Below are 25,861 nucleotides of genomic sequence, written 5' to 3' on the forward strand. Positions count from 1 at the left end.
GATTCCATGATACCACGAAATCAATGCCTTGTAACTCGTTTGCCAGGATACAGTGCCAGATCTTCCCACTTTACTTTTCGGCAGTTCCATGAACGAATATCCTTCTCTTCCAAAACACTCCTGATTCGTTCTTCTCCATTGTCCGATGTAAAAAGCGCTGTAATTTCCTTTTTTCCATCTACAATTTTCACACAATAATCTATCAGTTCCGGAATCTCAAACAGCAATTCATCCATCTCTCTGATACTTCCCAATGGATCCATCCGCTTTACAAAGTCCAGGCGTTTTGTTTCACTTCCACAGAGGCATCTTCCTGGAATGATCCTTGTCCAGTCACCGGTTCGATATCGAATCAACGGCTGTGCTTCCATTCCAATGGTTGTGATTACCAGTTCTCCCCACTCACCGTCCGGCAGCACATTTCCGTTCTCATCTATAATCTCTGTAATACAATGGTTTTCCCGCATATGCATGCCATCATGCGCCGTGCAGCAAATGGCACCTCCAAGCCCCATCTCTCTGGAACCATAGTGCGGCCACAGTCGTGTTTCCAGAATTTCTTCGATTGCTTTCATGACAGTTTGCGGACAGGCATCTCCGGATACCAGTGCTCTTTTTATACTGCCTTTTCCGCACATTCTAAGCATGGAAAGCAATGCCGTCGGCATTCCCACATACGTATCCGGCTGCTCCTCTTCCAGAATCCTGTTTAGTTCGCCATAAGTTCTTCCTGTCCCGGTTGAAAGAGGTTTTGCTCCCAGACGTCTGATTGCCTCCGCGATCAGTTCTCCCAATCCAAAAGGACCTGAAAATGGCATAGCCACCATCGTTATACTTCCCGGATAAATAAATTCACCCAGACCTGCCATAAAAAGTTCTATGGTGTGTTCACAGTCTCCCTCTGTATAGAATACACGTTTACCGGCACCGGTAGTTCCGCTTGTCTGTTCTGATATCACTTTCTGTACTTCCCCCTGGGAGCAAAGCAGCATCCTGCCTCCATCTCGTGCCAGATCTGTTTCTGTTGTAAAAGGAAGGCTTCTCAGATCTGTCAGGCTCTCCAGTCTTTCCGGCAAATCTCGATAAAAACCCTCTCGTTCTTTTTCTTTCTTCAGTACAATATTTAATTTCTCCAGCTGCATTCTGTGTATTTCATCTCTTGTAATCTCTGTAATGCCTTCCTGCTTACAGATCATTGCATCTATATTTGATCGTTTCACTTTCTGTATAAATATATTCCTTTCGAATTCGTCAGATTATATGCACAAAACGGCACCATTCCATAATCAGAATCCACCTCGCAGATATAACATCTTTTCAGACGTTCAAGATCCAGATTCCATGCATCCTGAAAAATCATCCCTGATACCGCAAAGGTTTCATTATGAACCCGGATCAGGAATTCATCCAGCGCATCTGTCTGTGTCATTTCTCCATCATCAAATTTTTTTGTGCTATAGCTCCACTGATTTTCCACATACTGCCTGGAATCATCGCTGGTAGTACAACAACATCCTCTGCCTGATTTCTTTTTCAGAAGTTTCAGTTCCCTCTCACCTTTTTTCAGATAACTTGCATGAAAAGAACAGTATGGATTCTCTGCTCCACCACCAGCAAAATCATCACTTTTCATAAGCCCGTCTGTCTGTTCCTCGATCAGCTTCAACATCTTTGGTATGGTAATCGGAGCTTGTGGACGTTGCTGAGAACATCTGCCAAAATAGCTGATCGGCTGGAAATGTACTCCTCTTACAAATGGCATATGATCCATCGCAAACTTCAGGATATCTCCAACCTGCATGTCATTTACTCCTGGAGCAATGACAGGTACCAGGGCAATTCCCAGTTCCGCTTCCGAACAGTTTAACACAGCCTTTTCTTTCAGTTCCATCATAGAACGTCCGCGCAATGTCTGATACACGTCATCTGTGACACCGTCAAATTGAAGAAATACCGTATTCAGTCCTGCTTTTTTTAGTTTTCTGGCGTATCCTGCTTCCTGCGCAAGACGGATTCCATTGGTATTCAATTGAAAAAATGTGAACCCCTTTTCTCTTCCCATATGTATGATCTCCGGAAGATCCTCCCGCATGGTTGGTTCTCCTCCTGAGAGCTGTATATTGAATGGTCCCCCATGATCCATCAGAAAATCATATTGCTTTTCTATTTCGTCAATTGAAAGATCACCGTTTTCCAGACATTCCCCTGCCGAAGCAAAGCAGACCGGGCAGTGCATATTGCAGCGCTTTGTCACTTCCAGTATCATACAACATCCTTTTCGTTCGTGCTCCTCACAAAGTCCACAATTATCCGGGCAAGATTTCTCTTTGATTTTTGGATTTACAGGAGTCTCCGCAGACAGGTTTTCTCTCCCCCAGGAAAGATACTCTGCTGCCGTTCCTTCCCAGATCAGTGTCTGAAACTTTCCGTGGATATCACATTCTTTCACCAGATAAATGCCATCTTCACCAATACATTTTTTAGCCGTAAGTACTTTCATACATATCGGACATACACTTTTTGTTTTACCCAGCGTAATCATAGTTCCAATATTCCCCGTTCTGTCAGTATTTCTATCACTTTTGTATAAGTATCTGCAATCAACGCAGGACATTGCTCCATGACAATTCCCCAATCCAGATTGGAAGTGATGTCCTTACAATAAAAAGCACCAAACTCTTCTTCGGTCTTCTTATGGAACCACTGATATAATTCCTGCACAGCCGGTTTCATCTGTATATCTTCTTTCTCCTGCGGAGCCAGATTGCCAAGGAACAAACCTATCGCACAGGCTCCTCCTGTCAGACAGCCACATGTATCTCCACAGTAACCGATGCCGCCGCCAAGACCGCCCAAAGCCTTTACAAGCTGTGGATTCTCTTCCCCTATCGTTTCCAGTGTCAAAATCATAATCATCTGAGAACAATGATACCCCATACTGCTAAGTTCTATGATTCTTTCATAAAGATCCATATGTTACTCCTTTCTGCCAACCACCATGGTATAGCGCAGCTTCTTTCCTTTATATTCTTTCTGCAGAATCTTATACTCTTCGCAACAGAACGAATCATTCCAGATTGCTTCCAGATAATATTCACGCCAAAGTAACGTCTGATCCTCCTGCCGGAGAATGGTAAATCCTGTCTGTTCTGCCATTTCTGAAAGATTTCCAGTATCCAGATCTGACAATAATAGAAAACCTCCCTTTTTCAGAACACGCCAACATTCAGATAGTGCATTTTTCTGATCTCTGCTGACAAAAAATGCACACTGGCTGATGCAAAGATCTATACTGTCTGATGGATACTGCAAATGCAGAAAATCTCCTGTTTCCACATCACTGCCCCGTGGGAAAAGATCCACACCATGTGCATCCATCCCAAGTGATTTCAGGATTCGTATCGTGTCTCCTTCTCCAGCTCCAAGATCCAGTGCTTTCATTTCTTTTTTCCATTTTATGTTCTCCAGAAGATAAAGCGTCTGCGCTTCCCCTCCCGGATGCCTGTTCATCTATTTATCCTCCAGTGCACGCTCCACCGCAAGAACTTTTCCAAGTGCGAGTTCTTCCGGAACATACACAAATCCACACTTTGGACAGACAGGCATTTCCACAGGAAACCCATTTTCCAGATACATAAATTTTGCTTTTCCTTTTACAAGAGGAACCTTGCATTTCATGCAGGTCAGCTTTCCCTCAGGATCAATGGTATAATATGTTCTCTCTGCTGCCATTACTGTCCCACCCTTTTCATAATATTCATTCTGTGACTGTATGCTCTGCGTACCAGATACCCTTCTTCAGTTTCCACAAATCGCACCCAGAATGTCACATTTCCAAGTCTGCTCCTTGTCACCAGTTCTTTTGTCTCTTCATCAAAAATCGCTTCCTGGTTTTCTCTGTAATCTGATAATACACGCTCCACATCACTTTTCAGTATCATACGTTCATCCATCATACTGATAGCATCTTCTGTATATGCAACGGTATAATCTTTTTTCTCCATCATCAGTTCCTCATTCCATATATTTTTTAAAAGCTTCTCTTTTAGCACAAGCCGGTTGTAGCGTTTTTCACTGATATCCGGCATATTGACGGCATTTGTGCCATACAGAAGTTCAAGGATATGTCTGGATTCCCTGCCTTCCCTGACAAATCGGTCCCTGCATGCCATGCAGTACGTTATATATGGGGCATCGGATCGTTCCAGACACTTTTCTGTCATTTTATCTGCCATCTCTTTATTAGCGTAGGAAGTCAGTCCGCCGTATCCGCAACAGGGAGACAGATCTCTGGAATATTCTGTGTTTACAACAGTGCACCCCATATCTGCAAGAAGCTCTCTTATTATGTCCTGTGTCTGCGCATCACCCCTGGCTCCGCAGGCATCATGTATTGCAACAGGTATCTCCAGCCCTTTTGCCTGTGCGGGAAGTCCGATTTCCTTTAAGATCTCCCAGATTCCTGTGACTCTGACACCAAGACTCTCTTTTAACTGTTTCATACAGCTTGGACAGCCTGCTATGATCATGGGATCTCCCAGCTTTGCAAGCTCCTGCTTCAGCTGTTCATTTACCTTTTCTGTCATTTCATAGCGTCCTGCCCATTCACTGATAGCACCACAGCATCCCAGCATCAGAGCAACACCGCCCTCTGTCCTCCTGCAAAGATCCTCATATGCCTCTGTGACAACATCCGGCGCTATGGCTCCTGCCTGACATCCCGGAAAAAATACATATCTGCAAGTTTCATATCCCGGCTGAGGTCTGCATAAGAAAGCCTCCGAATTGGAGAACAGCATATCCATCAGTGCAAATTCATGAGGTGCCAGAGGCATCTTGTCTGTAGATACCATATTTTCTCTTGCAGATTTGCAGACCTGGCTCATATCAAACCCATTTGGACAGGTTACAGTGCACTGTCCGCAGAGCGAACAGGAATTCATCGGTTTATTCATCTGGTGATCTCCCATAATGATCTGGGTATTATTATAAATCTCACGTGCAAGAAGACCAGGGTGCTTTTTATATTCACTTAAATAGACACAGCTTTTCATACACTCATCACAGTGGCACTGAATGCATCGCTTTGCTTCCTCCATAGCTTCTTCTTTTGAATATCCATCTATGCTGCAGGGAATCTTTTTGGAACCTTTCATCCCTTCCATATTTGTATAGAGCCTGGTAGTAACTGCTCCTTCACTGCCTCTGTTGCTGTGGGGCGAAAGATTCTGTACAAGGAGATCTACAGTCAGGGCAGCTCTCTTTGCAGCAAAAGCCGCATCCATCACAGACTGGGCCAGACCGCTGACAATTCCCGCCTGTTCTCTCAGCATGATCTCTGCGTCTGCTGTTTCTTCAGGAGCCAGCTTTTTGGCCACCTCCTCTGAAGCACAGACCACATCTGCCTCCTTCATTTTCTCTCTGATAAACGGAAGGTCAAGACTGCATCCGAATTCAAAGGAAAGATCCATGGAACTGAGACGTTTTGCTTCATTTCTACAATCTGATTCCGAAAGCTCCGGTGCTGCTGCTACAATATAGGCTTCATAATCTTTCTCCTGACAGTAAATGGTTGCAGGATACATCTTCTTTTCCAGCTCCCCTGCAAGAAACAGCGGGAATAATCCTGAGCCAAAAATCACAGCCTTTTTTTTCTTTCTGATACGAAATACACTGCTCCGTTTTCCAGGTTCCCCATATCGGACAATGGCACGCTCTACTTCACGTATGGATATGCCATCACCCAGCTCACAAAGCCTGCATTTCTCCTCACAGGGTGCAGTACAGCCGCTACAGAGGATCATGGGAAATGGTGTGATCTTCTCATAGATCCCCAGAGCTTTCTTAAAATTTCCTTTTGCAGCATAAAACAGCATTTCTTTTGTATCTGCTTTGAAAGGACAGGCTGCAACACAGTACGCCGGCTGTTCATGAACACAGAGGCTGATCATATGATCCATCTCTTCCTTTGACATTCGATTTACGTGATAAACATGAGTGGAACCTCTCTCCTGTATATATGTCATAACCCGATACTCCTTTCATTTCCAAAGGGGAGACAGTCTCCCGTCTCCCCTTATTATATCATATGATAAAATTATACTGAGAATTATTTCTCAAGTTCCTTTAATGCTGCAAGAACCTTTTCCGGACGGGCAGGAACACGTGTGATACGTGCGCCTGTAGCATTGTAGATTGCATTCAGGATCGCAGGATGAGGAGCATCCAGCGGAGCCTCACCACAGCCGGCAGCACCGTAAGGACCGCTTGGGCGATATGTTTCATTGAAATGAAGTTCAATATCATCCGGCGCATCATTTGGATACGGAATACCACAGTTCTTCAGAGAAGTATCATGGTTCAGATCCTCGAAATCTTCTGTAAGAGCAAGACCGATACCCTGTACAAGACCACCGTAGAAGTTGCCTTCTACAAGAAGTCTGTTCATGATCGTACCTACGTCAGCCACACAGGTGAATTTTTCAACTTTAACTTTACCTGTTTCTGTATTAACAGCAACTTCCGGAAGGAAGATCGTGTACATGTAGGTTGCAAACGGATCACCCTGTGCTGTATCCTGATCGATCGGATGATCTGCACAGAAGGTTGTCACCCAGTTACCTTCATATTTTGTTGCAAGACCTTCAGCCACCATCTCATCATAAGTACGGAAGGTTCCGTCTTCTTTCTTCATAGCTGCCACAAGGTTTTCTGCTGCCAGACGACATGCATTACCTGACATAACCTGTGAACGTGATCCACCTGCAGGACCTGCATTAGGACATGTCTTGGTGTCATTCATAACAAGTTTGATCTGTTCCGGTCTGATTCCTGCCTGACGAAGTGTTTCATGAGATGATACAAGAACACCCATATCAGCGCCCTGTCCGTGATCTTCCCATGCAGCATACATTGTAACTGTTCCATCCGGATTCAGCTCTGCAAATGCGTTTGATGTATCAACACCGTCAAGGCCACAGCCATATACACCGAGAGATACACCGATGCCATATTTGATCTTGCCATCAGAAGCTGCATTCTTTTCAGCCACACGTTTCTTAGCAGCCTCATACAGGGGGCGAGCTGTCTTGAACAGATCTTCTTCACAGTATACTTCAGGCGGATAACCTGTAGGGATCGTACTACCTTCGGATTCTTTGTAACAGTTCATTTCACGGATATCGAACGGGTCGATTCCCATCTTTGCTGCCAGAACATCTATCGCGATCTCAGATCCCATGTAAGACTGCGGAGAACCGTAAGCACGGAATGCGGAACCCCATGCGTGGTTTGTAAATACTGTTGTAGATTTATTGCGGATAGAATTGATTCCATAACCTGCACCTGTAAACTGGGAAAGTCTCATTGTAAGCAGGTCACCGAATTCTGAGTATGGACCATGATCCACATAGTTATTGCCCCAGAGTGCAAGAAGCTTACCGTTTTCATCTGCTGCAAGCTTGATATTCATAAATGCAGGAGATCTCTTTCCTGTATATGTAATATTCTGGAACTGATTAAATACCAGAGATACTGGACGTTCAAGAATCTTAACAGCAGCACCGATCAAAGCCTCATTTGTAGGAGAGAACTTATAACCAAAGGTTCCTCCTGCATGGTTCTGAACAATTCGTAAGTTCTCCATTGGCACACCGATACCATCAGCGATCATAGGCATATGCAGATGGATACCAATGGATTTGGAATGAACAGTTATCATACCGTCTTCGTCAATATAACCATAACCGCAGTCCGGCTCAAGATGAAGATGAGGCTGACGTGAACAGTAAGATTCTATCTCAACCTGCTGTGAATCCGGAATGCTGTCCCAGTCAAAATCAGGACCCTTGATACAGTTTGTCTCAAAGAATGCGTTCGGAGTACCGGGATGAATCTCCGCTGCATCCGGTGCGATGGCATCCATTGCATTCATGTATGCAGGAAGCTCTTCAATCTCAACTTTAACTGCTTCTGCTGCTGCCCGTGCATGCTCTTCTGTATCAGCAGCTACAATGGCAATCGCATCACCAAACTGGAAGATTTTTTCATCGCAGAGTACAGGACGTTCGAATCCGTCTGTTTTGTTGTGTTTTGGAAGCATTACAAGACCATTGATCTTATTGGTTCCGCCTGCTGCCTTAATATCTTTTGCTGTGATAACACGGACAACACCAGGCATGCTCTCTGCTTCTGTTGTGTCAATGCTGAGGATATTTGCATGAGAAACCTTTGCCTGTGTAAGAGCAAGACGAAGTGTTCCTGATGGCATCTTTAACGCATCATCTGCACCAAAGTCCCAGGTACCTGTTACTTTCTGTGCTGCTGACGGACGGATATAATTTGTTCCAACAATAGAATCCCCTGTCTGTTTGAACACAAGGTCTTCCTTTGTCATCTCACCGCGCATAACTGCTGCTGCTGCCATAGTAGCATCAATCAGCGTCTTATAACCTGTACAACGGCAGAGATTACGCTGTTTATTAAACCAGTCTCTTACCTCCTCACGGGTAGGACTTGGATTATTATCCAGAAGTACTTTTGCGGAAATAATAAATCCCGGTGAACAGAAACCGCACTGTGCACATCCATATGCCATCCACGCAACTTGGATCGGGTGCATATCAGAAATTGTTCCCACACCTTCAATGGTTGTGATCTCTGCATGATCGGGAACACGGCTCATCTTATAGATACAGGATCTTGTAACTTTTCCGTTCATAATAACATTACAGGCTCCACAGTGACCTTCACCGCAGCCGATCTTACATCCTGTAAGAAGAAGGTGATTACGGAGTACCTGCGCCAGTGTCTCATCCTTATCAAGAATAAGTATTCTCTCAACACCATTAATCTTCAATGTCTTTTTAATCATGTCCCATTCCTCCTTTTAAAAAATTCGTTTCCATCTTACTGATCTTCAGGCTTATGCGTTCCGCACGGATCATGGTCAGCTCCTCTGCCTGTCAGATCTTTCAGTCTCTCTATTCCTCTGGCGGAATAGAAAACAATGGAAGAACTGCTTCCGTCCAGATTCTCACCGCTGAGCTTTAAAACATTTGCATTCTCATAATAATCGATGGGAAGCGTCCGGCTGTATACAACCCCTGTACGCTCATCTTTTACCTGTACAGTAACTTCTTTTGCGGTAATCTCAAAAATCTTATCCATAAAAAAGTTCTCCTGTCCACGTTATTTTATATATCCATACTACCATGATTTTGCACAATTATACAAATTACAAATAATTAATAGTTGGCTACTTTATATATTCCAGACAATTTTATTTTGTTTTATTTAAAATTTTAACTATTTTTATTCTTTTATATGTTATAATAATATCAAATTTGTATAATATCATTGAAAGAAGGAGGTATCTGAATGCAGACAGGCGCCCTCATCGTGGCTGCGGGGAAATCATCACGAATGGGAGACTTTAAACCCATGCTTCAGCTTGGCTCCATTTCCATCGCACAGCGCGTGATCAATAATTTCCGGCAGGCCGGAATTTCCAAAGTAGTAGTGGTAACCGGATATCATGCAGATGTTCTGGAATGCCACCTGGCTTCCAATAATGTAGTCTTTCTTCGAAATGAGAACTATGCAAACACTCATATGTTTGATTCTGTCAGGATCGGACTTGAGTATCTGAAAGAAAAAGTGGATACGGTACTCTTTACACCTGTTGATGTTCCGCTGTTCACAGCCCAGACAGTCACGCAAATGCTCTCTCTGGGGCGTCCCCTTGTAACTCCGGTCTGTAATGGCAATCCCGGTCATCCCATTCTGATTCGTTCCACACTGATTGATTCCATTCTAAGTGATGACGGAAAATCAGGACTTAAAGGTGCTGTGGATAATTGCGGGGAACCCATGTATTATCTTAATGTAGAGGATCCCGGTATTATTCATGATGCTGATACACCAGAGGATTACGATGAACTCCTCCGCATACACAACCAGAGCCTGATCCGTTCTGAAATCCATATTCAGCTAGCCCGGGAAAAAGTTTTTTTTGATGAAAAGCTCTATTCGCTGCTTACACTGATCCATGAAACAGGATCTGTCCGTGATGCCTGTGAGCGCATGCACATTTCCTATTCTACCAGCTGGAACCTGATCCATACCCTGGAATCACAGTTTCATGAACCTCTGATCATCAGAAGCCAGGGCGGTACAAGGGGAAGCCATAGTGAACTGACACCATACGGCGAAGAATTTCTAAAACGATATGCCCGTTTTTCAGAAGAAACACGTTCCTGTTCAAAAAAAATATTTGAAGAATGTTTCGGAGGATTTTTAAATGCGTAGCCTTTATCTGGTCCGGCATGGAAAACCACAGTATCCGGATGAACATTCTTACTGTGTGGGACAGACAGATTTCTCTCTATCCATGCTTGGACACCTGCAGGCAGTCCTTCTTAATGAAGAATTGTCCGATAAAATATCAAGGATATACTGCAGTCCTTTGTTAAGAGCTGTTGAGACAGCAGGCCATATGGCACCTGAGCTTCCACATATAATTGTTTCTGATCTGTCAGAACGAAATCTGGGAGAATGGGATGGCCTTTCTTTTGATAAAATACGCCAGAGATGGCCGGACATTTATAAAGCCCGTGAAAATAACCCTGATCATCCGATCCCGGGAGCAGAAACTCCTACTGCATCTGGTTTTCGCTTTTCGCAGGCAGTTCATAAGATTCTTTGCGCTTCTGAAGGTGATATTGCAGTGGTAGCTCATACAGATGTAATCTCTTCTTATATATATGCATTACATTCCGGTATGTACAGCAGGCAGCGGTTTCGTCTTCCCTGTGGCTCTTACTATCATCTGGAAGTGAATGAAAGAAATAATATTTCTTTCTCTGATCCCAGTTATATACTGCCTCATCCTGAATTAAATGACGGGCTATGCTTCAGGCTTCGCAATGCGGTTTCTCTGCCCCGTCATGTACAGGCTCACAGTGATGCTGTTACTGAACTTGCCTGTTGTTTATGCAATATGTTGGAATCCAATGGTTATATCTTTGATCAGAAGCTTGTTCGCTCCGGTGCACTTCTGCATGATATTGCCAGACTTCAGAGGCATCACACCAAAACAGGCGGTGAACTTTTCTTACAGTTAGGTTATCCTGAGATCAGCCAGATTATTTCACAGCACCATGGTCTGCTGGAAACCAAGCTGGATGAAGCAGCTATTGTATTTCTGGCTGATAAACTGATTCAGGAAACACAACGTGTAACCATAGAAAAAAGATTTGCCGACAGCATGAGTAAATGCAAAAGTCCAGAAGCTTGCAAAGCTCATGAGCAGCAGTTAGAACAAGCCCGCAAACTGCAGGACATGATACAGTCGCTCTGCCATATCACGCTTTAGTCCAGGAAGGCATACACAACTGGAGCAGAAAAATCACTTAATTTAGTTAGGAGGTATTTTATTATATGAGAACATTATTTCAGACAATAAAACAACAATTCCTAGAGGAAAACGATCTTGTACTTGTTTCCGTTACAGCATCCTCAGGGTCTACACCAAGAGGTGCCGGTTCCCGCATGCTGGTCGGAAAAAGCGGCAGAATTTCCGGAACCATCGGAGGTGGAGCTGTAGAATATCGTGCTGAATGTATGGCATTGGATATTCTTGAAAAAAAGGAATCCTGCCAGCATGAATTCCGGCTGAATCATAAAGATGTTGAAAATATTGGTATGATCTGTGGTGGTGATGTTACGGCCTTTTTCCAGTATCTTGATCATAACGATCCGATTATTATGGAAATCACGGAAACTGCGGAAAAATTCTATGAAGAGCGAAAAGATTTCTGGCTGATCTGCGATCTTCTCACCACCTCCGGTGTGAGCCTCTACAGTCCTGCATGCGGTCTCATCGGAACTGCCAATGTTCCTTCTTCTGTATTATCTTCTTTATCTGCAAAGCCACACCGATATCATAGTGAAGATTATGATCTGTTTTCTGAACAGATGGGAACCTCAGGAACTGTCTATGTATTCGGCGGCGGACATGTCTCACAAAAGCTTGTCCCAATCCTTGCAAGCGTTGATTTTCGCTGTGTTGTCCTGGATGACCGGCCGGAATTTACAGATCCTGCTCTTTTCCCGGGAGCAGTTGAAACAATACTTTGTGATTTCAACCATCTAAAGCAGTATGTTTCTATCACAGCTGCTGATTATTGCTGCGTCATGACACGCGGACATTCCTATGATACCATTGTACAGGCACAGCTTCTCGCTACACCTGCATGCTATATAGGCGTCATTGGAAGCCGCGCAAAAAAAGCTGCTGTATTTCGCCGTCTGATTGAAGAATACAACATTAATGAACAAGATTTAAACCGTATCATCTCACCTATAGGACTGGAGATCAAAGCAGAAACACCGGCTGAAATCGCCATTTCCATCACAGGACAGATGATCCAGGTTCGTGCTGACAGAAAGGCTACATCAAAATGATGGCAAAATCAGTATATAAAGCTGTAATATTTGGTGCCGGACAAATTGGACAAATGACAGCAAGACTTCTCAACAGTCCCTGTCAGCTCCTGTGCTTTGCTGATAATGACCCCCATAAACACGGATCCTATATTGGGAATATTCCAGTCTGTTCTCCGGATGCTGCAGTAGCACTTCTCCCGGATCTGGTCATCCTGGGAGTTCTGGATGAAGAACGGCGTAATTCTATGATAAAACAGATGGAAAACCTGGGTTATCACGGACCTTTTCGTGATCCCTCCGTCCTTCGCATGTTTGACGCACGGGTTGCTGTTATGCGTCTTTTATCTGAGCAGATCTATCAATTGGATATTCCGGGAAATGTTGCAGAACTGGGTGTTTTCCGAGGTGAATTTTCTTCCCTGATCAGTGCAGCCTTTCCAGACCGAAAAATCCATCTTTTTGATACTTTTGAGGGCTTTTCAGAAAAGGATATCACAATAGAAGCCTCCGGTAATCTGTCCCGCGCCAAAACAGGTGATTTTTCTTCTACTGATATTGACTCTGTTCTTCATGTTATGCCAGATCCTACACGTACTGTGATCCACAAAGGATGGTTTCCAGATACCTTTTCCGATGTTAGAGATGAAACTTTTTGTTTTGTATCTCTGGACGCGGATCTCTATGCTCCAACTGCTGCTGCACTTCCTCTGTTCTATGAACGCCTGGCCACCGGAGGAGTTCTCTTGGTTCACGATGTGTACAGTACACAGTTTTCCGGATGCCGAAAAGCGGTTGGGGAATTCTGTCTGAAAAACCATCTGTTTGCAGATCCTGTATGCGATCTGCATGGAAGCGCAATAATCCGAAAATTATAAAAAGAAACGCCGGAACCGGTATTTACCGGAACCAGCGTTTCTTTTTCGTTTATTTATTGTATAGCCCTTTTTCACGTCCATGCCTAACCTTTATAAAGTTCCTTTCAGAACATTTTCCAACTGTTCATCGGACAGATCAACATGATAAAAAAGATCGAAAAATTTATGTATTTCTTCATTGATATCACATTTAATATATTCCGGATAAATCAATGCTGAGAACCATCGCATACCGATCAGACGATTTGGTCCTGCCGGACGATCCACCCAGCTAAACGGTGCATTCGGAGTTCCATAAACCTTTTGGTCCTGTACTGCTTTTAATGAAGCATAATCAGGATTGCTCAGGATATCTTCTGCTGCAGAACTTCCGCTTTTATCTGCCTTTGGTTCACCATTTACAACAATCACATCCGGATCCCATGCAAGAAGCTGTTCTGCTGAAATCTGAACACGAGATCCATCTCCCAATTCCAGATCTGCAACATTGACTGCATTGATGACATCAAGAATCTGTGCATGCTGGGATCCCCTGGGTGCAGTTTCCAGTGAATCCTCTCCATTACCGAAGTATACACTGACTTTCTTTTCTTCTGGAATATCTGAAAGTGCATTAATATCAGTAAATACCTGCTCCGCATACTGGGCAAGCTCTTCTGCATGATCTTCTACACCAAGAAGTTCGCCCATAAAACGAAAAGCTTCTGCAGAATTATTAAGCTCGTTGTCTACTGCAACAACCGGAATTCCAAGGCTTTCTGATAACGCATCGCAATCAGAAACCATTGCATCATTAATCTTTCCACTATTAATAGCAATTGTAGGATTGGCAGCAATTACTGCTTCATAATTGACAGCATCACCCATTCCAAAATTAGGAAGATCCTGATATTTGTCCAGAATAATAGATTTCTCAACATCATTCAGTTCATAATTCCACCCAAGAAGCTTATCCGGTGCAACCATATACAGAAAAATTGCAGCTACCGGACCTGCTGAAAAAACAGATTCAATATTTTCTGCTGCTGGGACAGTTACTTTTCTTCCTGCCATGTCTGTGATCTCACGGGTTTCAGCAGTTTCCTGCGTGGCATCCTGCTCCGCACTCTGCGTCGGCTCTTCAGTAGCAGCTTTCGTTTCAGAACATCCTGTTAAAAGACTGACTGACATCACCAGACATATAAGCAGAGCCAAAAGTTGTCTGTGCTTTTTCATAAACTCTCTCCTTTCTTTTCTCCGCATTACTCATAATTGACGCTTATTGAAATTGACTATACAATTTTTAAGTATTATAATGTATATGTGAATAGTTTTTGAAAACAATTCGGTTTTTCTGAGTATAACACCGTAAATTTGATTAGTCAAGTTACAAGGATGAATGATTATGAATCTGACAGCTAATGAAAAAAATGCCGCCGCTGCCCGACAAAGACGATATGTTCTGCTGTTGGCGGTTATGCTGGTACTTTTGTTTATCATTATAGTACTCTCATTCTGGGTGGGATATTATCCGCTTACACCAGTGCAGGTACTAAATGCATTTTTATCAAAATTTGGTTTTAAAGGAGATATTTTACCCCAGGCAGTTACCATATTCTGGAATATCCGTCTGCCCCGTATTCTGTCTGCTTTATTTATTGGTGCTTCCCTCTCGGTAGCAGGTGCAACCTATCAGGGAATGTTTCGCAATCCACTGGTATCTCCTGATATCCTTGGAGTTTCTTCCGGTGCAAGTCTCGGAGCTGCTTTTGCAATTTTAAACGGAGCTTCCAACTGGATGATTCAGCTTTCTGCTTTTGCAGGTGGTGTGGCCGCAGTAGCCGCATCCTATCTTATCAGCCGAAAATCCGCACATTCCCAGACCCTCAGTCTTGTTCTGACCGGAACTATGATCATGTCACTCTGCAATGCCGGTGTCACAATGATCAAATATGTGGCAGACCCCAATGATGTTCTCCAGCAAATTACTTTCTGGCTTATGGGCAGCTTAACCAAAACCACAACCAAATCCTTTTGCTGGAGTGTTCTTCCAATGATCATTGGATTAAGTCTGATTTTTATTTTTCGATGGCAGATCAATCTGCTGACTTTGGATGAAGAAGAAGCCAAAAGTTTAGGAATCAATGTGCGTAAATATCGTCTGATTTTTATAGTCGCTTCCACATTACTCAGCGCCGCTGCAGTCTGTCTTGGAGGATTGATCGGATGGGTCGGGCTGATGATCCCCCATCTGGCACGTGCACTGGTTGGTGTTGATTACAGAAGGCTGATACCTGCAAGTGCGATCCTTGGCGGCGGATACCTGATACTTGTTGATGATATTTCCCGTTCCCTTTTGTCCATGGAACTTCCACTTGGCGTTGTCACAAGTATCATGGGCGCCCCCTTCTTTATCTATCTTATCATCAAACGAAAGGAGCGCACGTAATTATATGCTTCTGGAAATTGAAAATGTTTTTGGCGGTTACGGCAATGGTGATATTTTAAAGGGTATCAGCTGCAGCGCAGACTATGGTGATGTGCTTTGTCTGCTTGGCCCTAATGGTTGCGGAAAGACCACTCTGTTCCGCATGATATTAGGTTCCCTTCCTGTTTCTAATGGAAAAATAAAGATAGCCGGAAAAAATATTAGTGACTTTACAACCAAAACACTGGCAAATATGATTGCATATATTCCCCAATATCATTCCCCTGTATTTGCCTATACAGTTCTTGATATGGTAATTATGGGGCGTGCTTCTCATTTCTCCGCATTTGAAACCCCAAAAGAGCCTGATCAGGAAGCAGCTTTTGCTGCCTTGGAGAAAGTAAATGCCCTGCCTCTTGCCAACAGGAAATATACTTCCTTAAGCGGAGGACAAAGGCAATTGGTTTTAATTGCCCGTGCAATCTGTCAGTCTGCAAAAATCTTCATCATGGACGAGCCAGCCGCCAATCTGGATTATGCCAATCATCAGCTTCTCATGGAAGTAATTTCAGGGCTGGCCAATCAGGGCTATTGCATTATTATGTCAACACATAGTCCTGAGCATCCCTTTTCCGTGGGAAACAAAGTTCTTCTCATGAAATCCGGAAAGGTTATGGGATTCGGCTCTCCCAAAGAAATCATTACATCTGAAACCTTACAATCTGTTTACGATATTGAAATGGATGTGATAACTACACACGACCGCTATGGCCGTGAACGAACTATCTGTTTACCGGTAAATAGCTCACCAAAAGCATTTTAGGAGAAATGATACATGGACTCTATATTGGATTATTTTATTTCTCTGCAGGAATCTGAGCCTGCAGAATTACCTGAGCGGGCTATAGAAAGATGGAATAAACGTGCAGACTTTTGGGAGGACGCACGCAAAAAGAAAGAAAAAGGTGATGAACGTGTCATCAGCGCAATAAACTACCTGGATTTCAAAGGACTTCTTGAAAAAAATTATGATGTCGCAGATATTGGATGCGGTCCCGGACGGTTTGCTGCTGCATTTGCCAAATATGTACACAAAGTAGTGGGGCTGGATATTTCTGATAAAATGGTTAAACACGGAATGGAACATATCCAAAATGAAGGCTTAAATAACGCTATACTCTATACATGTAATTTTCAGACATTAGATATTGATAAATCGGGGTATACGCATGCATTTGATTTGGTATTCAGTTCCATGACACCTGCAATCCACAATATGGACGGACTGATAAAATCTATGGAAATGAGCAGGGCATGGTGCTGTAATATCACGCATCTTGACAGACGAAATTCACTCAGGGAACAGATCTTACAGGAAGTATTTGGCAAACAAACAGCACCCCAATGGAATGGGCGATGGTTTTTCTCTCTTTTCAATATATTATTTCTGCTTGGATATAATCCTGAAACAAGCTATGAAAAACTCCATCGTGAAACCTGGGTAACTCCGGATGAACAATATATTGATTCCCTCATGGAGCACATGCTTCCTTCTGAAGAATATACACAGGAAAACGCAAATAAAATCATGCAATGGATTCAATCTCACTTAAACAAAGATGGGCAGATCAAGGAAATAACTGATTCCACTTATGGAAGAATTCTCTGGGATGTTCGAAACAAAACAATACGACCTGACTATAGAACTATTATAAAATGAAATGGGACTTTACTATGACTCAACATATATTTTTAACTGGTAAAAAACACATTGGAAAATCTACATTGATCCAAAAGATATTAGATGATTATAAGAAAACCTCTGATGGATTCCTGACTGTCCGCACAAAAAACTATCTGAAGGATCAGTATTCAGTTCATATGTACCATCTAAAAGAGAAGGAGCTCCCAAACGAATCTAATCTTTTGTTTTTATGCGGAAAAACAGATGAACACACTGCCGATACCTTTGATCGCCTTGGATGCAATATTCTTTCCATGTGTTCTGACTGCTCTTTAATTGTTATGGATGAGCTTGGTCCACATGAAGCAGACGCAGCTTTATTTCGGAGAAAAATCCTAAACCTTTTGGATGGGCAGACTCCCATTTTAGGGGTATTGCAAGAACCTGCAGAATCTTTCTGGCCTGAAATCGTAAATCACCCAAAGGTAGAAATCATTATAATTTCTGAAGACAATCGAAATGATTGCTCTTTACTTAATCACATTCAATATAAAATCTCATCTCCTTAATAATTACTCCCGGGGCTATGCGTTCGGAACTAACCAAAGGGTCAAGTAGCTTTGTCAAGTAAATCGAGTAGGAGAAATATCTCATCTTGTGAATGAGATATTTCGACCTCTCACACCACCGTGCGTACCGTTCGGTACACGGCGGTTCAATCAACTTAGCAAGTGACACACCTTTCGGTGTAGTAATCTAACATTGAGACTAAGGTATTCTTTAACTCCAGATACTCATTTGCCCAGCTGCTGTTATTCTCTTCAAATGCCTGCGGGATGCCACCCCAACCAACATAACGGGATAAGATTTCCTGTTCTTCGGGTGTTGCCAGACGTTCTTCTTTCTCCAAATTCTGTAACCTTTCTCCAAAGTCTGTAACAAATAAATGGCTTCCATATTTGTCTTATACTTTGCTTTCGGACCGCCTGCACCAAGGTCATTATCCTGGATACGGAAGTTGTGTGGTTCTATCACGGCTTTTTCCTGTTCCTGACTTTCCGGAATATCTTCTTTGGCAGTAACCTATTCCTCTTCTATTTCCTCCACATCTGACATATCTACTACGGTCGGTTCTGTCACTGCCTTCGTATCCAAAAAATCAAACATGGTCATCTGGTGCCCGGATGGTTCCGCAAAAGACGGTTCTGCTTCCGGTGTCGGGAAAATCGTATAGGTTCCTTCTGCATACTGGTGAAGTTCTGAAAGAAGTTCTGTTTTCTGCTGGTAGTTTGTCCCATATGCCTCAAAATCTAATGGCAGAACTGCCAATGCTGCATCCATCTTCTGTAACAGTTCTTCTGTCTGCTCTGGATTCTCTAAAACTGCCACCATTTCTTTTCCAGGTTTTTCCCAGAAGAAATCATCCGTAAATGGTCTGTCTATCTCTTCCGGAAGACGGTCCTAAAAGCGGAGTACCTTGTTCGCCATCTGTTCCCGTTCATATTCCGGCATACGAGCATAATCTTCTGCCTGCAGGAACTGGTCATTCTTTATCAGATAAGCTACTCTATTTGCAACTTTATTCCAGGATAATAAAACTGACGTATGTGGATTCCCATAAGCACCTCTTGCAAGAAACAATCCTTTTCCATCATAATTTGCGTGTGAATCATCGGCACCAGACAGTGCATGACTGCTTCCACCGATCCCATACTGTTCCTTGATAAAACCTGTCCTCGATCTTTCATCCTCATGCAGCAGATAAAAGGAATATGTCCTAAGCCTGCCCTGCGAATACGCTCCACCTCCTGCAAGAAAAACATCAATCTCATCCTGCGTAATGAACATCGGATGCTCTTTCCATGCAAACCCGTCTCTTGCCTGATAAGGGATGACCTCATCCGCAAACTTCTGAAACTGTTTTGAGATATTTATAGGATTATAATGATGGAAACGCATAATGGAATGATTTTCTTCATAGGCTTCTGCCAGTGCATCCAGTCTTTCATTCAGTTCCGAAAGCCACTGTGGATCTTCCAGCTTTTCTTCCAGATAATCCGTGATCTCCGGATAGATACTGTGAAGATGTGGTAAATCATCCTCATCAAAAACAATCTCCGCTACTCCTTCTGCCATATCCCCTTTCATATAGGCAAGAGCCTGGGCGTGTTCTTTTACTGCATTACTTCTTGCCGCATCCAATACAGACTGCGGTGCATATTCACCCTGATCTAAAAGCTGATGGATACGTCCGCTGACATCTTCCCATGATAAAAATGCCTTATCTAAAATCTGGTCTGTGACCGTATGCCCCACTGCGATCTGCATCCCAGTTTCATCAAACCAGACCGAATATTCATTTCCATCAATCTGAAAGCCTTTTCCACCTTTGCGGTATTCACGCTTCACAAACTCCGTATATTCCTCCGGGGCCTGTTCGCTCATAAAATTGTAGATGATACGAAGCTGACTGCCCGCCCGGTTTCCTCCTGTCCGTAAGATCTCGTCGACAACGCTTTCTGGAATCGGGATTTCTCCGGCATAAAGGGCTGCTGCTCTTTCCTCGATCTGCCGTCTTTGTTCATTTGCAGTTGGATATTCGGGCAAAGATAAAGCAGAGGCGATTTCTTCCTCTGCTTTACTCAATCCATCTTCTCTTGTATCTTCGACTAACTGTATACCAATTCCGTCAAGATGCTCTCTTCCACTGTTACCATCAATGCGTTCATGTGTGCTGTCCATGCTATCGGATCTGCTTCCTTGTCCGGTGCCGGATTCTTCTCCAGTAATTTCTCCATCTGGCTGTCCATTCTCTCCTGTGCTGCTTTCTCGATCTGTTCCAGATGGCTGTTCAGCTTCCCTGTCAGGAACAGGCTCTGATACAGGCTGTTCTTGTGTTCCTTCAGAAAGCTCCTCCGTAGCATCCCGTATTTCCCGATCGTCACTTCTTCCTCCTCTACGGTCAGGTTCGGAAACAGGTAATCTCCCTTGCGATGATATGTCAGTTCCATAATCGGTTCCTCCTTCATTTTCAATATTTTCTTCTTTTTTCGCTTCTGCATCCCGGTTTTTAGTTTCATACATTAACGTGGTAAAGTTATTATAATTCCTTTCATTGGAATTTTCAACCTCTTTTCTCGCTTCTTCCAGAGAAATTTTATGTACGGTCTTTCCAATATCAATCAGAATACTCTCACTGAGCTGGCTTGCCGCATTTCCAAGGAAGGTGAGAACAGACAGACGGTTATAATCTGTGATATGCATGAAGTCCTCTTCTTCCAGAAATTCCGTCGGGTCAAGCCCGCATCGCCTGGAAAGCATATAGTAAACACTGTCTGTTGTCAGCTGACGGAAATCACTGCGGATCGTCACCTCATCCAGATCCTCAAGATAAGTGTCCTCTACCGCATATTCCAACCCATCCAGGTACTCCTCCAGATTATCACTGACCATTTCCCTTGCTACTGCCATTAATGCGTCCTGCAGGGTTGCTGTATCCTTTTCTTCCAGAGCATAGACCTCTGCCAGATGGGTGAGGATCTCTTCTCTCTGTTGTTCCTGCATCTGCCAAAGATACGGGCTTCTGCCTCCGGCTACCATGTGGGTATCCGAAATATCAAACACATAACGAAGTTTGGTATTCTGCCAGGTTTCATCAAACAGGGCAATTCCTCTTGCACCACGATTTACCCAGCGTAACATCTTTTCATTCCATAGTTCCAGCGATGCACAGGCTGTTGCGTCTGGACGCTGTGCATGAATCAGAAGCTGATCAGAAAAAGAATACCGATATAATCTTGATGCTGTATTCATATAATCCATTCAATTCCCTGGCGAACTGCTTACTGATACGGCATGTTCCTGTACCAAGTTTCGGATGTCCTGTAGTTTAGACATTTAACTTCCCTCCTGTCAATAAAAAAACAGCCCTCTCTTTTTAGAATTGGCTGCATAAAATGTACTTTACTTTTCGGAGAGAAAATGCTATATTCTAATTGAAAAGAGTAACCGCCCACAAGGTGGATGCTCCTGGATTAGGTTTTAATTTATTTTGCTCTCAAAGAGAGCTGCCTATCCTGTTGGCAGACAGGGTAGGCTATTTTTTTCGCTTGTTGTCCCTATTATCCAAATAGGCAAGCAAAGCAATCAGAAACGTACCGCCTAAGAACAATAAGCTCAAGACTTCGTATGTATCCATTCGCTCCACCTCCCTTCTTCTGTATCCCTTAACGGGATCTGAAAATCCAGGAGGTTTTTACCAACCCTGTACACGGTTACTCCAGTAATATTCTAACAGGTAACTCTCCGCAAAGCAATTCCTTTTTACTTCATACGGTTTTATATTCTGTTTTTTGTTTATCCTCTGGCCAATGCAGTTTCCATTCCAGATATTCCTCTTCTGTAATTCTTCCATCGCCCAGTTTCTGCTTTTTCCCCATCCATTCCTGCAGATAAGACATTGTTTTTTTATCCCTCATTGTGATTCCAACTGTTTCACTTTCTGAATCATTTAGCAGAAACAGATGAAAAAGCCCTCTATTTTCTTCATCCATCCAGAATAAAGTTTCCATTAATTCGTCCATTGTCGCAATTCCAGGACTTAAAAAATTCCGGACATCAACTTCCAATATTTCTGCTATCCGGATAAGCGTTTCCTGCTTCGGTGTACGCTGTCCTCTTTCATATTGAGCAATTCTCACATCTGCACTATTTTCTCCATACCCTAACCTGCGCCCCAGTTCTTTTTGCGTTAGCTTGCGAAACATACGGATTTTTCTTATTCTTGCTCCTAATTTCAATTTCTTCTCCTTTTCAAAATGAGGCTGTGCAGTAACCACACAGCCCCAGAACCTTATTCTATTATTATTTACGTTTTCTTCTGACTGCCACTACAGTTCCCAGGCATCCTGCTGATACCGCAAGAGCCAGCACAAAAATAGCAATATTTGTGTTATCTCCTGTTTTTGGTGAATTGGATACGGAAGTCGCATCAGAACCATGGAAACAGGAGTGCTGCCTCCCTGATTTTCTGATGTTTCCGGAGTATCCTTTTCCGGAGCTTTCTCATTTGTCAAATTCAGAGTGTATTCAATCACAGGAGTATGGTCATCGACATACTCAAACTGAATCTTATGCTCTGTTTCATCCAACTGATAGCCATCCAGTGTTTTTGTTTCTTTCAGGATATATGTAATTGCTTTTTTATACTGCCCATTCTTAAAAGTCGCAATCGGATAATTCTTTGATTCTGCATGGCCGGCACTATCTGTTACCAGAGTTTCCAGAACTTTACCTTTACTGTCACAAAAGGCAAATTCTACACCTTTTATTGGCTTCTTGGTATCTTTATCTGTTTTATTTAAGATCACCTTGCCCATTGCCTGTTCATCTTCCATTTTAGCTCCCTGAATATCTCCGGTGTCCTTAATCTCAAACGTCACTTTATTTGCCACAATGTAACCCTTCGGTGCTGTTTCCTCCAATAATGTATAAATACCAATTGGAAGTTTCTCCACATAATGGGGCTGATCACCCGACGTCCAGCTTTCCATAACTTCCTGGTTTTCATTAAGGATATACAGCTTAGCATCTTTGACCTCGCTGCATCCATCTGTCATATCTACCTTACTGATCAACATTTTTGTTGTATCATCCTGCATTTCTACTTTCTGTATATCTGCAGTATTTTCTACTACAAACGTAATGGATTCTGCAGTTGCATAACCATCAGCAGGAATTGTCTCCGTTAATGTATATTTCTTTCCAACTTCCAGTTCCTTAATGATGTGTGGTGTGCTTCCAGAAGTCCACTCATCCACAACGTTTCCCTCTGGATCGGATACTTTCAGTTTTGCACCTGGTAATTCTTCCCCGGTTGTAAGATCTGATTTTGTGATTTCAAAAGTAGTTGGCTCATCTTCATAAGTGAACTCAAAGGATACTTCTGAACCTCTTCTCCCGCATAAGTAAAATCAAATTCCTTGATTTCTTCTGTTGTTACAAATCCAGCAGGAGCCTGCACTTCTTTTACATAGTAGCTGCCATTGATTGGAAGATCTGCCGTAAATACAATCCTTCCATCCTGATCTGTAGCTTTCTGCTCAATCATGGTATCTGCTTTCAGGATCACTTCGCCCTCTGCATTTAAAATATCATTCTTTGTATAAAGTGCAAATACTCCGCCTTCCAGAACACGGTCCGTATTTTTTTCTTTCTTAACTACAGTTACTTTTGCTTTCTGGCGGTTATTCTGCCAGTCCTCATCATAAGTCACAATCGGAGTATTTTGATCACGATAAGTCAAATCAACTTCTCTGATTTCCCCATCCAGAATATATCCATCTACAGTTTCTTTTTCCTTCACATAGTATTTGCCTAAAGGAAGATCTTCTGATCTTGCATATCCAAGAGCGTCTGTCGTAATTGTAGCTACCAGTTCGTCCTTCTTATAATAATCACTGCTTTCCCCATCTGCAACCTTGATATCTTCCGCTGCATAAATTTCAAAAGTAACATCTTTCAGAGAACCAGTAACATAGCCAAATGCTGCGTCCATGCCACCTGCCAGCATATCTTTCCAGGTAACTTCTTTGACAAATTCGCCTTTTTTATTGATGATGATTCGTCCAACCGGAACAGCATCCTTCATTTCTACTTTTTGAATTTCTGCGGTATCAGAAACTGTAAATTTCACTTCCTCTGCCTGCAGATAACCATATGGTGCAAACTCTTCCCGAAGTGTGTAGGTTTTTCCCACATGGAGTCTTTTTATTACATGAGCTTTTCCTTTTACAGAAGTCCATTTTTCTACTTCTTTTCCGTCTGAATCCAAAACCGTCAGTGTTGCTCCGTCAAGTTCCACACCTGTTGTAATATCTGATTTTGTAAATTCAGTTGTTGTCGGCTCATTCTTAAAAACGGTTTCCAGTTTTACTGTTTTTACTTCCTGTCCCTTATATTTCGCAGTCACCTCAATCAGCTCATCAGAAGATACAAAACCATCTGGTGCTGCCAGTTCTTTTATATAATAAATTCCAAATGGCAGATCCTGCTCAAAAACAGCTTTTCCATCTTCACCTGTTACCGCTTTTGTAAGCAGTTCGTCTGCTTTTACCAGTACCTTATCGCTGTCGTAGGTTTTCCCTTGTCAGCACCAGATCCAAAAGGATATTTGGGATTTGTAAGAAATGCATTAGTGCCAACCAAAACTTTATTTAGTTCACCTGGTACATATACATTGGCAGTAACTGTATAAGTGCCATTCTCAAGTTTGTCCACACTGCTATAAGGAGCTGAATTGTCCTCTGCACCAGCTGCAAGTACGTCTTCTATATTCTCCGTTCCATCAGAGAATTCATCAGAAGTAAAATCATTTTCCTCAGATACCAATACATCTGTATCCGAATAAGCGGTCGTCCCCTCTACCTCAAATTCATCTTTCTCGATGTCTATATCCTCATCTGCCAGATCGGGTACTTCAGCCATTTCGCCTTCTGTATCTACATTCTCTTCAGAATCTACCTGATCTGTTTCTATTTCAAAATCTTCTAATTCTTCTGCATAAACAGATGGTGCTATAGCAGTTGTTGTCATCATAGCAACCATCAATAATGCTAACCATTTCTTTCTCATGTTCACCTCATATCCTATCCTAAAAAAAGGAGTTACTGCCTCAATTAACAACATCTTATTTCATATGTTTCTTAATGCAGCAACTCCTATATTTTTGTTAATTAATTATTTTGTGATTGAATCACTTGGAAGATCAATCTGTAAAACCGGATTAGCATTAAAATTGTTATCATATGGTGTGATTGTAAGACCGCCAATCAGTTCTTTTGTGATTTTCGCATGGAGGGCTGATGTCTCAAATGTACGACTGATAGAAGAGTTTCCATCATTTTCAGTCTCAACTGAAGCTTCCAGAATATTATATCTTGTTCCCGGATGCTTTGTGCAGTTAGTAGCTCCAGCATCTTCAAGTTTCGCAGTCACGCCATCTGCGGTTCCTAATGTTTTAATGCCTAACTGTGTATTGTTAATCGGTAACTTAAAAGTAATCACTCCAGCACTGGAAATATGTACTGTAACGTTATTTGTTGCAGCATTTTTAGGCGGGATTGCTGTATCATTCAGATACGCATTATATAAATGCTGCGGTGCCTGATCTCGTGGAACATAAAGATTTACAGATGCTGTGTAATCTCCGCTCTTATAAGATGCAGCGCTTGCTGTTAATGGAAGTGCAGTAACCACCATTGCTGCTGATGCTACCACGATGCTCATTTTCTTGAGTAAGCTCTTCTTGTTCATAATTCTTGTCCTCCTTGAAGTACATTTTTATAATTTGCAATTTCATGGCCATTGAAATATTGAGATCTATGTATCACAGGTTGATCCTGTAAATACCAAATTAATTTTTACTTTTTTCAGTGACTTAGTCGGTTT

The 25,861-nt window shown here is 42.6% G+C and carries 22 protein-coding genes and 2 pseudogenes; 8 read left to right on the top strand and 16 right to left on the bottom strand.

Annotation, left to right across the window (positions count from 1 at the left end; translation table 11 throughout):
- Positions 1 to 20 precede the first annotated feature (20 nt).
- From HFM85_RS03910 to HFM85_RS03945, 8 genes are all read right to left on the bottom strand, one after another.
- Positions 21 to 1,220, bottom strand: coding sequence for a DVU_1553 family AMP-dependent CoA ligase (locus HFM85_RS03910; RefSeq protein WP_330594708.1), 1,200 nt, complete (start codon positions 1,218 to 1,220; stop codon positions 21 to 23).
- Positions 1,217 to 2,542, bottom strand: coding sequence for a radical SAM (seleno)protein TrsS (trsS, locus tag HFM85_RS03915; RefSeq protein ID WP_173736960.1), 1,326 nt, complete (start codon positions 2,540 to 2,542; stop codon positions 1,217 to 1,219). Before trsS ends, HFM85_RS03910 begins: the two co-directional genes overlap by 4 nt.
- A complete protein-coding gene (locus HFM85_RS03920) occupies positions 2,539 to 2,973 on the bottom strand; it encodes a DVU_1555 family C-GCAxxG-C-C protein (RefSeq protein WP_005427480.1) in 435 nt (144 codons plus the stop codon). Before HFM85_RS03920 ends, trsS begins: the two co-directional genes overlap by 4 nt.
- 3 nt (positions 2,974 to 2,976) lie before the next feature.
- Positions 2,977 to 3,510, bottom strand: coding sequence for a class I SAM-dependent methyltransferase (locus HFM85_RS03925; RefSeq protein WP_173736959.1), 534 nt, complete (start codon positions 3,508 to 3,510; stop codon positions 2,977 to 2,979).
- A complete protein-coding gene (locus tag HFM85_RS03930; RefSeq protein WP_019160623.1) occupies positions 3,511 to 3,732 on the bottom strand; it encodes a DVU_1557 family redox protein in 222 nt (73 codons plus the stop codon).
- Positions 3,732 to 6,026 (bottom strand): pyridine nucleotide-disulfide oxidoreductase/dicluster-binding protein, encoded by a 2,295-nt coding sequence (locus tag HFM85_RS03935; protein WP_173736958.1) that lies wholly within the window; start codon positions 6,024 to 6,026, stop codon positions 3,732 to 3,734. Before HFM85_RS03935 ends, HFM85_RS03930 begins: the two co-directional genes overlap by 1 nt.
- Positions 6,027 to 6,109: 83 nt before the next feature.
- Positions 6,110 to 8,872: a molybdopterin-dependent aldehyde oxidoreductase gene (locus tag HFM85_RS03940; protein ID WP_173736957.1), complete on the bottom strand. Its 2,763-nt coding sequence runs from the start codon at positions 8,870 to 8,872 to the stop codon at positions 6,110 to 6,112.
- A gap of 35 nt (positions 8,873 to 8,907) precedes the next feature.
- The gene (locus HFM85_RS03945) at positions 8,908 to 9,168 is read right to left on the bottom strand and encodes a hypothetical protein (protein ID WP_117676729.1); all 261 of its coding nucleotides are present in this window, start codon (positions 9,166 to 9,168) and stop codon (positions 8,908 to 8,910) included.
- Between the two features lie 210 nt (positions 9,169 to 9,378).
- Between HFM85_RS03945 and HFM85_RS03950 the strand changes: the two genes are divergently transcribed.
- The 4 genes from HFM85_RS03950 (at position 9,379) to HFM85_RS03965 (ending at position 13,322) form a co-directional block, all read left to right on the top strand.
- Positions 9,379 to 10,308: an NTP transferase domain-containing protein gene (locus HFM85_RS03950; protein ID WP_173736956.1), complete on the top strand. Its 930-nt coding sequence runs from the start codon at positions 9,379 to 9,381 to the stop codon at positions 10,306 to 10,308.
- Positions 10,301 to 11,374, top strand: coding sequence for a histidine phosphatase family protein (locus HFM85_RS03955; protein ID WP_019160618.1), 1,074 nt, complete (start codon positions 10,301 to 10,303; stop codon positions 11,372 to 11,374). Before HFM85_RS03950 ends, HFM85_RS03955 begins: the two co-directional genes overlap by 8 nt.
- A gap of 65 nt (positions 11,375 to 11,439) precedes the next feature.
- Positions 11,440 to 12,465 (top strand): XdhC family protein, encoded by a 1,026-nt coding sequence (locus HFM85_RS03960; RefSeq protein WP_015542414.1) that lies wholly within the window; start codon positions 11,440 to 11,442, stop codon positions 12,463 to 12,465.
- Complete coding sequence (locus tag HFM85_RS03965; RefSeq protein WP_118341988.1) at positions 12,462 to 13,322, top strand: TylF/MycF/NovP-related O-methyltransferase; 861 nt, start codon at positions 12,462 to 12,464, stop codon at positions 13,320 to 13,322. Before HFM85_RS03960 ends, HFM85_RS03965 begins: the two co-directional genes overlap by 4 nt.
- Positions 13,323 to 13,412: 90 nt before the next feature.
- On the opposite strand, the gene HFM85_RS03970 is transcribed toward HFM85_RS03965, so the two are convergent.
- The gene (locus HFM85_RS03970; protein WP_173736955.1) at positions 13,413 to 14,537 is read right to left on the bottom strand and encodes an ABC transporter substrate-binding protein; all 1,125 of its coding nucleotides are present in this window, start codon (positions 14,535 to 14,537) and stop codon (positions 13,413 to 13,415) included.
- 169 nt (positions 14,538 to 14,706) lie between these two features.
- Between HFM85_RS03970 and HFM85_RS03975 the strand changes: the two genes are divergently transcribed.
- From HFM85_RS03975 to HFM85_RS03990, 4 genes are read left to right on the top strand one after another with little or no spacing between them, the layout of a single operon-like run.
- Positions 14,707 to 15,750, top strand: coding sequence for a FecCD family ABC transporter permease (locus HFM85_RS03975; RefSeq protein WP_173736954.1), 1,044 nt, complete (start codon positions 14,707 to 14,709; stop codon positions 15,748 to 15,750).
- 4 nt (positions 15,751 to 15,754) lie between these two features.
- Positions 15,755 to 16,552, top strand: a complete 798-nt coding sequence (locus HFM85_RS03980) for an ABC transporter ATP-binding protein (RefSeq protein WP_118515227.1) — start codon at positions 15,755 to 15,757, stop codon at positions 16,550 to 16,552.
- Positions 16,553 to 16,564: 12 nt separating this feature from the next.
- On the top strand, positions 16,565 to 17,449 hold the full coding sequence (locus tag HFM85_RS03985) for a class I SAM-dependent methyltransferase (RefSeq protein WP_173736953.1): 885 nt from the start codon (positions 16,565 to 16,567) through the stop codon (positions 17,447 to 17,449).
- The gene (locus tag HFM85_RS03990) at positions 17,446 to 17,982 is read left to right on the top strand and encodes a nucleoside-triphosphatase (protein WP_015542408.1); all 537 of its coding nucleotides are present in this window, start codon (positions 17,446 to 17,448) and stop codon (positions 17,980 to 17,982) included. The genes HFM85_RS03985 and HFM85_RS03990 overlap by 4 nt, the downstream gene beginning before the upstream one ends.
- 170 nt (positions 17,983 to 18,152) lie before the next feature.
- Here HFM85_RS03990 and HFM85_RS16830 read toward each other — a convergent pair.
- The 7 genes and pseudogenes from HFM85_RS16830 to HFM85_RS04030 form a co-directional block, all read right to left on the bottom strand.
- Positions 18,153 to 21,235: pseudogene (locus tag HFM85_RS16830) on the bottom strand (DNA methylase); the annotation flags it as partial.
- A gap of 274 nt (positions 21,236 to 21,509) precedes the next feature.
- Positions 21,510 to 21,611, bottom strand: coding sequence for a putative holin-like toxin (locus HFM85_RS16170; RefSeq protein WP_015524590.1), 102 nt, complete (start codon positions 21,609 to 21,611; stop codon positions 21,510 to 21,512).
- Positions 21,612 to 21,741: 130 nt separating this feature from the next.
- A complete protein-coding gene (locus HFM85_RS04015; RefSeq protein WP_173736948.1) occupies positions 21,742 to 22,212 on the bottom strand; it encodes a helix-turn-helix domain-containing protein in 471 nt (156 codons plus the stop codon).
- A gap of 64 nt (positions 22,213 to 22,276) precedes the next feature.
- Complete coding sequence (locus HFM85_RS16835) at positions 22,277 to 22,345, bottom strand: hypothetical protein (protein ID WP_347708354.1); 69 nt, start codon at positions 22,343 to 22,345, stop codon at positions 22,277 to 22,279.
- Positions 22,346 to 22,428: 83 nt separating this feature from the next.
- Positions 22,429 to 24,536: pseudogene (locus HFM85_RS16640) on the bottom strand (SpaA isopeptide-forming pilin-related protein); the annotation flags it as partial.
- The gene (locus HFM85_RS04025) at positions 24,524 to 25,045 is read right to left on the bottom strand and encodes a hypothetical protein (protein ID WP_173736947.1); all 522 of its coding nucleotides are present in this window, start codon (positions 25,043 to 25,045) and stop codon (positions 24,524 to 24,526) included. The gene HFM85_RS04025 and the pseudogene HFM85_RS16640, both read right to left, overlap by 13 nt.
- 105 nt (positions 25,046 to 25,150) lie before the next feature.
- A complete protein-coding gene (locus HFM85_RS04030; protein ID WP_173736946.1) occupies positions 25,151 to 25,726 on the bottom strand; it encodes a hypothetical protein in 576 nt (191 codons plus the stop codon).
- Positions 25,727 to 25,861: the final 135 nt, after the last annotated feature.

The sequence above is a fragment of the Blautia schinkii genome (assembly GCF_013304825.1).
Lineage (GTDB): Bacteria > Bacillota > Clostridia > Lachnospirales > Lachnospiraceae > Blautia_A > Blautia_A schinkii_B.